Below are 12,546 nucleotides of genomic sequence, written 5' to 3' on the forward strand. Positions count from 1 at the left end.
CGTTCCGCGTCCCGCCCCGCCCCCGCCGGGCCCCGCATCCCGCGGCTCCCCGTGTGCCCGGCACGCCTCCGGTGCCCCGGCCGCTTACGCTGCGACCATGCCGCGCCGACACCTCAGCGTCCGGGCCGCCCAGACCGCCAGGATCAACACCGAGCTCGCCGACCTCAGGACCCGCCTGGAGATCCGCACCGACTGGCCCCCGGAGGTGCTCGCCGAGGCCGACCGGGCGGCCGCGCTGCCCCGGCTCCCCGAGTTCGACGCCACCGACCTCGACCTGTTCACCCTCGACCCGCCGGACTCCCGCGACCTCGACCAGGCGATGCGGCTGACCCGCCGGGGCAGCGGCTACCGCGTCCACTACGCGATCGCCGACGTCGGCGCGTACGTCGCCCCCGGCGGGGCGATCGACACCGAGGCCGCGCACCGGGTCCAGACCCTGTACTTCCCGGACGGCAACGTGCCGCTGCACCCCGTCCGGCTCTCCGAGGGCGCGGCCAGCCTGCTGCCCGGCGAGCTGCGCCCCGCCCTGCTCTGGCAGCTCGACCTGGACGCCGACGGCGCGCTGGTCCTCGCCGACCTGCGCCGGGCCCGGGTCCGCTCCCGCCGCCGGCTCGACTACGCCACCGTCCAGGGCCGGCTCGATGCCGGGGACGCCGACGAGCAGCTCGTCCTGCTCGCCGAGGTCGGCACCCTGCGCGAGGCCCTGGAACAGGCCCGCGGCGGCGTCAGCCTGCCCGTCCCGGAGCAGGAGGTGGCGGCCGAGGACGGCGGCTACCGGCTCGGCTACCGCGCGCCCCGCCCCGCCGACGGCTGGAACGCCCAGATCTCGCTGCTCACCGGCATGGCCGCCGCCGAACTCATGCTGGACGCCGGCACCGGCCTGCTGCGCACCCTGCCCGCCGCCCCCGACTCCGCGTACGCCCGGCTGCGCCGCACCGCCGCCGCGCTCGGCGTCGACTGGCCCGCGGGCCTGCCCTACCCGGCGCTGATCCGCTCCCTCGACCCGGCCCGCACCGCCGACGCCGCCTTCCTCAACGAGTGCACCGGCCTGCTGCGCGGCGCCGGCTACCGGGCCTTCGACACCGCCCGCGGCACCGCCCCGCCCGCCGACCCGGGCCACGCCGCGCTGGCCGCCCCGTACGCGCACTGCACCGCCCCGCTGCGCCGGCTCGGCGACCGGTACGCGCTGGAGATCTGCCTGGCGGTGGCGGGCGGCACCGACGTGCCGGGCTGGGTCCGCGACACCCTGCCGCTGGTGCCGGGGCTGATGGAGAGCGGCGACCGGCGGGCGCACGAGGTGGAGCGGGCCTGCGTGGACCTGGTGGAGACGGAGCTGCTGCGCGGCCGGGAGGGCGAGGAGTTCGAGGCGGTGGTGGTCGACGTGGACGAGCGCCGCCCCACCGTCGGCACCGTGCAGCTGCGCGACCCGGCGGTGGTCGCCAAGTGCGACGCCCCCGACCGGCTGCCGCTGGGCCACCGGGTCACCGTCCGGCTCACGCTGGCCGACCCGGCCACCCGCACCGTCCGGTTCGCGCTGGCGGCGGACGGGTAGCCGCGGCGCGGACAGGGGCCCCGGGGCCCGGGCGGTTCCCGGGGGTCCAGGAAGCGTTCATGAAGTGGTGGGATGATCGGACGATGAGCCGATCGACCGCCGCGCCGGACCGCCGTCACAGGCTGCTGATCCTGGCCATCTGCTGCCTCAGCCTGTTCATCGTCGGCCTGGACAACACCGTCGTGAACATCGCGCTGCCCGCGATCCGCACCGACCTGCACGCGCCCGCCTCCGGCCTGCAGTGGGTGATCGACGCCTACACCCTGGTGCTGGCCTCGCTGCTGATGCTGGCCGGCTCGGTGGCCGACCGGATCGGCCGCAAGCGGGTGTTCATGACCGGGCTGGTGCTGTTCGTGCTCGGCTCGTTGCTGTGCAGCCTGGCGCCCGGACTGGGCTGGCTGATCGGCTTCCGCGCGGTGCAGGCGGTCGGCGGGTCGATGATGAACCCGGTGGCGATGTCGATCATCACCAACACCTTCACCGACCGGGGCGAGCGGGCCCGGGCGATCGGCGTCTGGGGCGGCGTGGTCGGCATCAGCATGGCGCTCGGCCCGCTGATCGGCGGCTTCCTGGTGGACACCGCGGGCTGGCCGTCGATCTTCCTGATCAACGTCCCGGTCGGGCTGGTCGCCTGCCTGCTGACCTACCGCCACGTCCCGGAGTCCCGGGCGCCCCGGGCCCGCCGGCTGGACCCGGTCGGCCAGCTGCTGATGGTGCTGCTGCTGGGCTGCGGCACCGCCGCGATCATCGAGGGCCCGGACCACGGCTGGACCTCGCCCGGCATCCTCGCGCTGGCCGCGGTCGCCGTTGCCGCGCTGATCGCCTTCCCGCTGTGGGAGCGCCGGGTCGCCGAACCGCTGATCGACCCGCGGTTCTTCCGCAGCGCCCCGTTCACCGGCGCCACCGTCACCGCGGTCTGCGCGTTCGCCGCGCTCGGCGGCTTCCTGTTCCTCAACACCCTGTACCTGCAGGAGGTCCGCCACTACACCCCGGTGGTGGCCGGCCTGTGGACGCTGCCGATGGCCGGACTCACCCTGTTCGCCGCCCCGCTCTCCGGCCGGCTCGTGGCCGGGCGCGGCCCGCGCCTGCCGCTGCTCGGCGCCGGCACCGCGATCGCCGCCAGCGGACTGCTGCTGACCAGGCTCACCGCCGACTCCCCGGCGCTCCTGCTGCTGCCCGCGTACGCGCTGTTCGGCATCGGCTTCGGCCTGGTGAACGCCCCGATCACCAACTCGGCGGTCTCCGGCATGCCGCTCTCCCAGGCCGGGGTGGCCGCCGCGGTGGCCTCCACCAGCCGGCAGGTCGGCCAGTCACTGGGCGTCGCGGTGATCGGCACCGTGGTCACCAGCGCGGTCGCCTCGGCCGGCGGCTTCACCCCCGCCACCCACGCCGGCTGGTGGATCATCACCGGCCTCGGCCTGACCGTCCTGCTCCTCGGCCTGTTCACCACCACCCCCTGGGCGGCCGGCACCGCCGCCCGGGTCGCCGCCCGCTTCGACCACCTCCCCGCCCCCGCCCGCCAGGACACCGCGGGCCCCACCCGCTGACCGGCGTACGGGAGCGCCCCGCGGAGCGGCTACGATGACCAGTACGGCGGACGAGCCGGCCGGGCGGTCGCGTCGGGTCCCTTCGGGGCCCGCCGAGGAACGTCCGGGCTCCACAGAGCAGGGTGGTGGGTAACGCCCACCCGGGGTGACCCGCGGGACAGTGCCACAGAGAACAGACCGCCTGCCGCTCCGGCAGCAGGTAAGGGTGAAACGGTGGTGTAAGAGACCACCAGCGACCGAGGTGACTCGGCCGGCTCGGTAAACCCCACTCGGAGCAAGGTCAAGATCGGCGCCCCCGGGCGCCGTGCGCGAGTGTTCGAGGGCTGCTCGCCCGAGCTCGCGGGTAGACCGCACGAGGCTGTCGGCAACGGCAGCCCTAGATGGATGGCCGCCTCCCCCGGCCGCGCGAGCGACCGGGGAGACAGAACCCGGCGTACAGGCCGACTCGTCCGCCGCCTTCCGCTTCGAAGGGCCCGGCCGCGCACGCGCGCGGCCGGGCCCTTCGGCGTGGGCGGGGACGGCCGGGGTCAGCCGACCGAGGAGTTGTAGCTGTCGATGGCGGGCTGGAGTTCCTTGGCGGCGTCGGTCAGGGCCTGCTGGGCGGTCTTGGAGCCGGAGACGGTCTGTTCGATGGCGGTCTCCACGCCCTTGCGGGCCTGCGGCATGACGCCGAGCAGGCAGCCGGCGGTGGCGGGGGTGGGCTTGGTGGCGGCGAGTTGGTCGACGGCGGTCTGGAACTGCGGGTACTTGGCGATCCACTCCTTGTCGGTGGGGACGTCCAGCGACTTGGTGTTGACCGGGAAGTAGCCGGTGCCGACGTGCCAGGCGGCCTGCTGTTCGGGGGCGGTGAGGAACTTCTCGAGCTCCCAGGAGGCCCGCTTCTGGGCGTCGGAGTGGCCGGGGCCGGAGATCCAGAGGGAGGCGCCGCCGATGACCGGGCCGCCCTGGTCGCCGGCGGCGGTCTTCGGGAACGGCGCGGTGCCGACGGTGAACTTGGCGGCCTCGGTGTAGCCGCGCAGCACGCCGGTGGACTCCAGGTGCATGGCCACCGTGCCGGCCTTGAACGCGGCCTGGGCGTCGGTGGTCTGACGGCCGGTGTTGGCGGCGTAGCCGTTCTTGACCAGGTCGGCCCACCACTGGACGATCTCGGCGCCCTTGGCGGTGTCGAAGCCGACCTTGGCGGCCTTCCCGGTGCGGCCGTTGCCGTTGTCGCAGTACAGCGAGCCGGACTCGGCCATCAGCTCCTCGACGAACCAGCCGTAGACGGCCGCGCCGAAGCCGTAGCGGACGGTCTGCCCGCTGCCGTCCTTCTTGGTCAACTGCTTGGCGAGGTCGCCGAGTTCGGCCAGCGTGGTGGGCGGCTTGGCCGGGTCGAGGCCGGCCTCCTTGAAGGCGTCGTCGTTCAGGTAGAGCAGCGGCACCGAGGAGTTGAACGGCATCGAGGCGAGCTTGCCGTCCACCGAGTAGTAGTTGCGGATGTTGGGCTGCAGGTCGTCCAGCGCGTAGCCGTCCTTGTCGGCGAACGCCTGGGCCGGGACGGTCTGCTTGGAGTCGATCATGAAGCGGGTGCCGATGTCGTAGACCTGCACCAGCGCCGGGGTGGCCTTTTGCTGCACCGACGCCTTGTACTTGGCGATCAGGTCGTCGTAGGTGCCCTGGAAGACCGGCTTCACCTCGATCCTGCCCTGGTGCGCGGCGTTGAACTGGGAGACCAGCGCGGTCAGCGTCTCGGCGTTCTTGCCCGTCATCGAGTGCCAGAACTCGACGGTGGTCACCCCGGACGCCTGGTCGAGCGCGGAGGCGGCGGGCGCGGCGGCGTCACCGGAGGCGCCGCCGCCCCCGGAGCCGCCGGAGCTGCAGGCCGTCAGGGCCAGGCCGGACACCAGCAGGGCGGCGAGCGCGCGGGCACTCTTCTTCACGGGTTCTTCTCTCTTCTACGAGGGTGGGTGCCGGGAGAGTCGAGCGGAGCGGGAGGGCCGGCCGTCAGCGGACGGCGCCGGTGGTCAGGCCGCGGACGATGAAGCGCTGGCCGAACACCACCAGTGCCAGCGTGGGCAGCAGCGACAGCACCACGCCGGCCAGGATCAGGCCGGGGTCGGCCATCTCCGAGTCGCGCAGCGTGGACAGGCCGATCTGCAGGGTCTGCATCTCGGCGGTGCGGGTGATGATCAGCGGCCAGAAGTACTGGTTCCAGGCGGACAGGAACACGTAGACGGCGAGCGCCGCCAGCACCGGCCGGTTCAGCGGCACCAGGATCCGCCACAGGAACCGCCAGTGGCCCGCCCCGTCGATCCGGGCGGCGTCCCGCAGTTCGGCCGGGAACTGCCGGAACGACTGCCGCAGCAGGAACGTCCCGAAGCCGGAGGCCAGGAACGGCAGCACCAGCCCGAAGTAGGTGTTCCCCAGGCCCCAGCCGGACAGCGTCAGGTAGTTGGGGATGACCACGGACTCCCACGGCACCATCAGGGTGGCCAGGAACAGCCCGAACACCGGCTTGCGGGCCCGCAGCGGCAGGAACACGAAGGCGTACGCGGCCAGCACCGAGGTGAACAGCTGCGCCGCGGTGATCACGCCCGCCACCAGCACCGAGTTGGCGTACTGGCGGACCAGCGGTACCGCGTGCACGGCACCGGAGAAGTTGCGCCCGGTGACCGAGTGCGGCACCAGCGCGGGCGGGTAGCCGGCGATCTCGTCCGGGCGCATGAAGGCGCCCGCGAACACGTAGTAGACCGGGAACAGCACCGTCAGCGCGGCGGCCAGCAGCAGCAGGTACACCGCGGCCCCGGCCAGCGCGCTGCGCGGGTGGACCCGGCGGCGGGCGGTCCGGGCGGGCGCGGCGGCGGGCGCCCCGGGCTCGGTGAGGGCGGCGGTCATGCGTAGTGCACCTTCCGTTCCAGGGTGCCGAACTGGACGGCGGTGCAGGCCAGTACGACCACCAGCAGCACCACGGCCTGGGCGCTGGCGGTGCCGAAGTCGCTGGAGCCGTAGGCGAACGCCTTCTGGTAGACGGAGTAGACCAGGGTGCGGGTCGAGCCGTCCGGGCCGCCCCGGGTGAGGATGTGGATCTGGCCGAAGCTCTGCAGCGCGTTCACCGTGGAGACCACGACCAGGAAGAACAGGCTGGGCCCGAGCAGCGGCACCGTCACCGAGCGGGCCAGCCGCAGCCCGGAGGCGCCGTCCAGCCGGGCGGCCTCGGTGATCTCGTCCGGGATCGAGCCGATGCCCGCCGAGAGCACCAGCACGTTGTAGCCGAGGTTCATCCAGACCGTGGACGCGGCGACCGAGAGCAGCGCGTACCGGGAGTCGGTGAGCCAGCCGACCGGACCCAGGTGGAACTGCGACAGCAGCCCGTTGAGCACCCCGCTGGCCGGGTTGTAGAAGACCGAGAACACCACCGAGGCGCTGGCCACCGAGAACGCGAACGGCAGCGCGAAGGCCGAGCGCAGCAGCCGCACGCCGCGGATCCGGCTCTCCAGCAGCAGCACCAGGAACAGCGCCCCGAGCACCCCGGGCACCACCGTCAGCAGCACGAACAGGGCGGTGGTGAGCAGGGTGTCGCGGAACTCGGCCGAGGCCAGCAGGTCGGTGTAGTGCTGCAGGCCGACGTACCGGGAGGGCGCGCCGAACAGGTCGTTGGCGTGCGCGCTGAGGTAGAGGGTGCGCCCGAGCGGATAGCCGATGAACAGGGCGAAGACGGCGACCGAGGGCAGCAGGAACGCCCAGGCGAGCCCGTGCTCCCCGAGGCGGCGCGGCGGCGCCTGCGCGGGTGGTGCGGTCGGCATGGGGCGCGTCCGCCTTTCGTACGTCGGTTCCGGCCAAACCGTGTCGCGCCCGAACGACAGGCCGGCGAGGGGAGGGTGAGCGGAGCGTGTCGCGTTTCTTACGCGTTCGCGTCACACCGGGCGGCCCCGTGTGGCTACCCCCCTCCCGCCACTTCTGCACCTTCCGGATGTCACCGGTTCGCCGGATTCCGCGGTTGGCCGGATCCGTGCGGCGCGGGGGAGCCGCGGTACGGGCGGGCCGGGCCGGTCGTCGCTGTTCGGTTGTCAAGGAGCTTTGGTGCGGCGGGAGTTCAGCGCAGCAGGCGGCGCTCCTTGGCGATCGCCACCGCGCCGGAGCGGGTGTCCACGCCGAGCTTGGCGTAGATCCGGCCGAGGTGGGTCTTGACCGTCGCCTCGCTGATGAACAGCGCCCGGGCGATCTCCTTGTTGCCCAGCCCCTGGCCGAGCTGGTCCAGGATGTCCTGCTCGCGGTCGGTCAACTGGGGGAGCGGGGAGCGCATCTGGGCCATCACCCGGGAGGCGATCGGCGGGGACAGCGCGGGCCGGCCCGCCGCCGCGGCCCGGATCGCGGCGAACAGCTCCTCCGGCTTCTCGGCCTTCAGCAGGTAGCCGGTGGCGCCCGCGTTGATCGCCCGGCTGATGTCGGTGTCGGTGTCGAAGGTGGTCAGCACCAGGACGTGGCTCTCGCCGGGCCCGGCGAGGACCCGCCGGGTGGCCTCCACGCCGTCGATGCCGTCGCCGAGTTGGAGGTCCATCAGGACCACGTCCGGCCGGAGGGCGGCGGCCAGCGAGACCGCCTCCTCGCCGGTGCTGGCCTCGCCGACCACCTCGATCGCCGGATCGCTGGACAGCAGGGCCAGCAGCCCGGCCCGGACCATGGCGTGGTCGTCGCAGATGACCAGCCGGACGGTGTCGCTGCGGACGGTGTCGTTCATGAACCGCTCCTTCCGTGTGCTCCTCGGCGGCCGACGCTACCGGCCGGGGCCGTCGGACCGGGGCCACCGCCAGGGCCGGTGCCGCTGCCGTGCCCGGCGCCCCCGGCCCGGGTTCAGCGGCCCTCCAGCGGGATGGCCGCCGAGACCACCGTGCCCTCGCCCGGGGCGGACTCGATGGTCAGCGTGCCGCCGAGCTGGCGCAGCCGGGCCCGCATCGCCGGGAGCCCGTGCCCCCGGCTCCCGCCGGCCGGGCGCTCGCCGCGCTCGCCCCGCCCGGCCCGGCCCGGGGCGAAGCCGCGCCCGTCGTCCGCGACGTCCAGCACCGCCTGGTCGCCCAGGTAGGAGAGGGTGATCGAGGCGTGCTCGGCCTGCGCGTGCTCCCTGGTGTTGGCCAGCGCGCCCTGGGCGATCCGCAGCAGCGCGGACTGCGCGGCGGCCGGCATCGGCGCGGGCGCGCCGTCCAGGTGGAAGCGGACGGCCAGGCCGCTCTCGGCGGCCTCCCGGTCGGCCAGTGCGGCCAGCGCGGCCTCCAGGGTGCCCTGCTCCGCGAGGTCGGCCGGGGCCAGGTCGTGGACGAAGCGGCGGGCCTCCGCGAGGTTCCGCGCGGCGATCGAGGCGGCCGTCCGGACGTGGCCGCGGGCCGCCGCCGGGTCCTGCTCCCACGTCCGGTCCGCGGCCTGGAGCAGCATCTGCTGGCTGGACAGGCCCTGGGCGAGGGTGTCGTGGATCTCGACGGACAGCCGCTCCCGCTCGGCCAGCGCGCCCTGCCGGCGCTCCACCGCGGCCAGCTCCCGCCGGGTGCGGATCAGGTCGATGATCAGCTTCCGCTGCCGGGCGCCCTGCCGCTGCATGTACAGGAACACCGCGGTGGCCAGCGCGGCGACGGCGGGCGGCAGCAGCAGCATCGTCGGGTCGAAGCCGCCGGGCAGCCGCAGTTCGGAGACCACCACCAGCACCGTCAGCACCGTCACCAGCGGGATCGCGGCCCGCGGCGGCAGCGCCCGGAGCACCGTGTACACCAGCGGGACCGCGCACCAGGCGAAGCTCGGCGCCATCAGCACCAGCACCGCCCAGCTCGCCAGCACCGCCGCCAGCCAGCCCTGCCGCCGCTCGGACAGCCCCGACAGGTGGCCCACGGCCAGCGCCAGGCTCAGCCCGACCACCCAGGGCGTCAGCGGGCTGGAGAGGTGGTGCGTCAGGTACCTGGCCAGCGAGGTGCCGAGCAGCAGCAGGAAGGCCAGCCGCATGACGACCGTGAGCCAGCCCGCGTCCGGGTCGACCGCCCGGGAGAGGGGGTGACGCATCATGGCTGCCTCCTTACGTGCCCAGTGCTCCGTGTACTCCGGGTGCGCCGTGTGCCCCGGCTGCTCCGGCTGCCCCGTGTGCTCCGTGTGCTCCGTGTGCTCCGGGTGCCCCGGGTTCTCACGCTGCGTCACGCCCGTCATAGCGATGGTGGACCGGGCCGGCGCCCCGCGCATCAACCGATCGGTTGACACGGTTGTCGTCCATCATGCTCCGCGGAGCGAGCCGGTTCGCCGATCCGGGGAGGGGGTGCCGGGGCGAAGTATGGATGGCGAGGCCGGAGCGCACAGGAATCCGGCGCCGAACCGAACCCCCTCGATACAGGAGCCGAAAATGAAGAAGCTGAGCACCCGCACCCGCGTCGTCACCGGTGCCGTTGCGGTCGCCGCGGTCGGAGCCAGCGTCGTCGGTGCCGTCTCCGCCAACGCCGAGACCCCGAACGCGGCCCCGGCCACCGCGGTCAACTCCGACGTGCAGAACAAGAACACCTTCCAGTCCACCCACCTGACGGTCGAGGCCGCCACCAAGGCCGCCCAGGCCAGCCTGGACGCCGCCGCCAAGGCCGGCCAGAAGATCTCCGTCGCCGTCGTCGACCGCAACGGCAACGTGATCGTCGAGCTGCGCGGCGACGGCTCCGGCCCGCAGGCCTTCGAGTCGGCCGAGCGCAAGGCCTACACCGCGGTGTCCTGGAACGCGCCGACCTCCGAGCTGGTCAAGCGCCTGGCCCAGGCCCCGAACCTGAAGGACATCCCCGGCACCCTGTTCCTGGGCGGCGGCGCCCCGGTCCAGGTCAAGGGCGCCCCGATCGCGGGCGTCGGCGTGGCCGGCGCCCCGAGCGCGGACCAGGACGAGCAGTTCGCCCAGGCTGGCGTGGACGCGCTCAACAAGTGACCCGCCCCGCGTGACGCCGCCGACCGCCCCCCACGGCCCGGCGGCGCACAGCCCCGCGGGCCCGCTCCGTCCCGGAGCGGGCCCGCGGGGCCCTTCGGTGCGTGCCCGTACCGGCACGGGCGGGCGGGGGCTCAGTCCTCCCGGTAGACGCACAGCGCCCAGATCACGAACACGTCCAGTGCGATGATCACCAGAGCCCACAGCGGGTAGTACGGCAGCGCCAGGAAACTGCCGATCAGGCTCAGCGAGGCCAGGAAGATACCGGCGATCCTGGCCCAGGCCGCGCCCTGGATCACGAAGAAGCCGACCAGCGCGACCAGCGCGCCGATCACCAGGTGGATCCAGCCCCACCCGGTCAGGTCGAACCGGAAGACGTACCGCGGCGTGCTGACGAACACGTCGTCCTCGGCGATCGCCATGATCCCGTGGAACACCTCGAGGATGCCGTTCACCAGCATCACCACACCGGCGAACAGCACCATCCCGGAGACCCACCCCTTGTTGCGGGGTGCCCGGGCACTGCCGGCGGGAGCGCCGGGGGGCGGTGTCGCGGTCGGACCGACAGACGAACTCATGGAACCTCCTAGGCCGGAGCAGCACTTGCCCCCGACCCTCCGGCACCGCCCGCCCCCGGGCATTCGGGCGACTCCGTCCGAGTGAATCCGGCGGCCCCCGCCGGTGCCCCGCCCGGCCGCCCGGCACCGGATCGCCCGAACCCCTGGCGCTGTGTTTACTGGTCACAGAGCCGGGTCGGCCGGACCGGGCCCCGGCGAGGAGGTGCGCCCGCCATGGCCGAGGACCTCTGGAGCGCCCTGCCCCGGCCGCTGCGCCAGGTGCTGGACGGCACCGACGCCGGCGTCGCCGTCCTCGACACCGAACTGCGCTACCGCTACGTCAACCCCGCCCTCGCCGGGATGAACGGCCTGCCCGCCGAACACCACCTCGGCCGCACCATCGCCGAACTCCTCCCCGACATCGACGCCCGCGAGGACGTGCTGCGCGCCGTGCTCGCCGACGGCCGGTCCCGCGAGGTCACCTCCAGCGGCCGCACCCGGGCCGCGTCCACGCTGCCGCGCCGCTACTGGCACGGCGCCTACCACCGGATCGACGGCGCGGACGGCCGTCCCGTCGGCCTGGTCGGCATCGTGCTGGAGGTCACCGCCTCCCGCCGCCAGCAGCACGAGCTCGAACAGGCCAGGTCCCGGCTCGCCCTGCTGGACGCCGCCGCCACCCAGGTCGGCACCACCCTCGACGTCGACACCACCTGCGGCGAACTCGCCGCCTTCCTGGTCGAGCACCTCGCCGACGCCGCCACCGTCGAACTCCTCCCGCACCCCGACAGCAGCCACGCCCGGCCGCGCCCCGACGGCAGCCGCCGGCTGCGCCGCGCCGCGCTGGCCGCCGCCCCCGAACTGCTCGACCAGGTCCGCCGGCTCGGCGCCCCCGGTGAGCACATCGACTACCAGCCCGGCTCCACCATCCGCCGCTGCCTGGAGGCCGGCCGCCCGATCATCGAGAACCTGCTGAGCGACGAGGAGTTCGGCCGCTCCGCCCCCAACGCCGCCCGGGTCGCCCTGTACCGGGAGATCGGCATCCACTCCGGCCTGGTGGTGCCGCTCACCGCCCGCGGCCACCGGATCGGCGCCGTCACCCTGATGCGGATCGGCGCCTCCCCGGGCTTCGGCCCCGACGACGCCGTCTCCGCCCAGGACCTGGCCGGCCGCGCCGCGATCACCCTCGACAACGCCCGCCGCTACAGCCGCGAGCACGACGTCGCCGCCCGCCTGCAACGCGCCATGCTCGCCGAACCCGGCAGCCCGCACCCCGACCTCGACGTCGCCTTCCGCTACCGCCCGGCCGGCACCGGCGCGCTGATCGGCGGCGACTGGTACGAGACGGTCGCGCTGCCCGACGGCCGCACCGTACTGGCCATCGGCGACGTGATGGGCCACGGCATCGAGGCCGCCGCCCACATGAGCCACTACCAGGCGATGCTGCGCGCCATGGCGCTGCTCGAACCCACCGCCGACCGGCTGCTGACCCGGCTCGACCACCTCGCCTGCGAGGTCCACGACTACCGGCCCTCCACCTGCCTGGTGGTCTACGCCGAACCCGCCCGCGGCCGCTACGCGCTGGCCAGCGCCGGCCACCTGCCGCCCGCCGTGGTCCGCCCCACCGGGGAGCTCGCGCTGCTCCCGGTCGAGCCCGGCCCGCCGCTCGGCACCGGCCTGAACGGCTACGCCCCCACCACCGTCGTCCTGCCGCCCGACCACGCCCTGCTGCTGTACACCGACGGCCTGGTCGAGCGCCGCGACGAGGACATCGACCGCTCGCTGGCCCGGCTCACCGCCCGGCGGCTGCCGGCCGGCGCGGGCCCCGCCGGGCTGCTGGACGCCGTCCTGGCCGGGGCCCCCGACCCCGCCGAGGACGACATCGCGCTGCTCGCCGCCGCCCCCGCCGACCCGTACCCGGGGCGTCCCCGGTACCGGGAGGTGCTGACCGTGCTGACCGGCGGCCGCCGCACCGGGCCGGGCTGA

Annotated in this window: 10 protein-coding genes and 1 other RNA gene; 5 read left to right on the forward strand and 6 right to left on the reverse strand. The window is 74.3% G+C overall.

Annotated elements, in window-relative coordinates; all coding sequences use genetic code 11:
- Positions 1–97 precede the first annotated feature (97 nt).
- The 3 genes from IH44_RS0118400 to rnpB all read left to right on the forward strand — a co-directional run bounded on the left by IH44_RS0118400 (position 98) and on the right by rnpB (position 3,551).
- Positions 98–1,552 (forward strand): RNB domain-containing ribonuclease, encoded by a 1,455-nt coding sequence (locus tag IH44_RS0118400; RefSeq protein ID WP_030460694.1) that lies wholly within the window; start codon positions 98–100, stop codon positions 1,550–1,552.
- Positions 1,553–1,635: 83 nt separating this feature from the next.
- Entirely contained in the window at positions 1,636–3,099 is a 1,464-nt protein-coding gene (locus tag IH44_RS0118405; RefSeq protein WP_030460695.1) for an MFS transporter, read from the forward strand.
- A gap of 51 nt (positions 3,100–3,150) precedes the next feature.
- Positions 3,151–3,551: RNase P RNA component class A (gene rnpB / locus IH44_RS42885), an RNA gene on the forward strand.
- Positions 3,552–3,626: 75 nt separating this feature from the next.
- Here rnpB and IH44_RS0118410 read toward each other — a convergent pair.
- The 5 genes from IH44_RS0118410 to IH44_RS0118430 form a co-directional block, all read right to left on the reverse strand.
- The gene (locus IH44_RS0118410) at positions 3,627–5,018 is read right to left on the reverse strand and encodes an ABC transporter substrate-binding protein (protein WP_030460696.1); all 1,392 of its coding nucleotides are present in this window, start codon (positions 5,016–5,018) and stop codon (positions 3,627–3,629) included.
- Between the two features lie 64 nt (positions 5,019–5,082).
- Positions 5,083–5,973, reverse strand: coding sequence for a carbohydrate ABC transporter permease (locus IH44_RS0118415; RefSeq protein ID WP_081966959.1), 891 nt, complete (start codon positions 5,971–5,973; stop codon positions 5,083–5,085).
- The gene (locus IH44_RS0118420) at positions 5,970–6,881 is read right to left on the reverse strand and encodes a carbohydrate ABC transporter permease (RefSeq protein WP_030460698.1); all 912 of its coding nucleotides are present in this window, start codon (positions 6,879–6,881) and stop codon (positions 5,970–5,972) included. Before IH44_RS0118420 ends, IH44_RS0118415 begins: the two co-directional genes overlap by 4 nt.
- Positions 6,882–7,171: 290 nt before the next feature.
- Complete coding sequence (locus IH44_RS0118425; RefSeq protein WP_030460699.1) at positions 7,172–7,816, reverse strand: response regulator transcription factor; 645 nt, start codon at positions 7,814–7,816, stop codon at positions 7,172–7,174.
- Between the two features lie 113 nt (positions 7,817–7,929).
- Positions 7,930–9,123 (reverse strand): sensor histidine kinase, encoded by a 1,194-nt coding sequence (locus IH44_RS0118430; protein ID WP_030460700.1) that lies wholly within the window; start codon positions 9,121–9,123, stop codon positions 7,930–7,932.
- A 328-nt stretch (positions 9,124–9,451) separates the two neighbouring features.
- Between IH44_RS0118430 and IH44_RS0118435 the strand changes: the two genes are divergently transcribed.
- Entirely contained in the window at positions 9,452–10,009 is a 558-nt protein-coding gene (locus IH44_RS0118435) for a heme-binding protein (protein ID WP_030460701.1), read from the forward strand.
- A gap of 131 nt (positions 10,010–10,140) precedes the next feature.
- Here the strand turns inward: IH44_RS0118435 and IH44_RS0118440 are convergent, their stop codons facing one another.
- Positions 10,141–10,584 (reverse strand): hypothetical protein, encoded by a 444-nt coding sequence (locus IH44_RS0118440; RefSeq protein WP_051817040.1) that lies wholly within the window; start codon positions 10,582–10,584, stop codon positions 10,141–10,143.
- 213 nt (positions 10,585–10,797) lie between these two features.
- Between IH44_RS0118440 and IH44_RS0118445 the strand changes: the two genes are divergently transcribed.
- The gene (locus IH44_RS0118445) at positions 10,798–12,546 is read left to right on the forward strand and encodes a SpoIIE family protein phosphatase (RefSeq protein ID WP_051817041.1); all 1,749 of its coding nucleotides are present in this window, start codon (positions 10,798–10,800) and stop codon (positions 12,544–12,546) included.

It is taken from the genome of Kitasatospora sp. NRRL B-11411, from assembly GCF_000721345.1.
Taxonomy (GTDB): domain Bacteria; phylum Actinomycetota; class Actinomycetes; order Streptomycetales; family Streptomycetaceae; genus Kitasatospora; species Kitasatospora cineracea.

Coding starts and splice junctions, on each gene's coding strand:
- IH44_RS0118400 (WP_030460694.1), top strand. CDS start 98: ATGCCGCGCCGACACCTCAGCGTCCGGGCCGCCCAGACCGCCAGGATC.
- IH44_RS0118405 (WP_030460695.1), top strand. CDS start 1,636: ATGAGCCGATCGACCGCCGCGCCGGACCGCCGTCACAGGCTGCTGATC.
- IH44_RS0118415 (WP_081966959.1), bottom strand. CDS start 5,973: ATGACCGCCGCCCTCACCGAGCCCGGGGCGCCCGCCGCCGCGCCCGCC.
- IH44_RS0118420 (WP_030460698.1), bottom strand. CDS start 6,881: ATGCCGACCGCACCACCCGCGCAGGCGCCGCCGCGCCGCCTCGGGGAG.
- IH44_RS0118425 (WP_030460699.1), bottom strand. CDS start 7,816: ATGAACGACACCGTCCGCAGCGACACCGTCCGGCTGGTCATCTGCGAC.
- IH44_RS0118430 (WP_030460700.1), bottom strand. CDS start 9,123: ATGATGCGTCACCCCCTCTCCCGGGCGGTCGACCCGGACGCGGGCTGG.
- IH44_RS0118435 (WP_030460701.1), top strand. CDS start 9,452: ATGAAGAAGCTGAGCACCCGCACCCGCGTCGTCACCGGTGCCGTTGCG.
- IH44_RS0118440 (WP_051817040.1), bottom strand. CDS start 10,584: ATGAGTTCGTCTGTCGGTCCGACCGCGACACCGCCCCCCGGCGCTCCC.
- IH44_RS0118445 (WP_051817041.1), top strand. CDS start 10,798: ATGGCCGAGGACCTCTGGAGCGCCCTGCCCCGGCCGCTGCGCCAGGTG.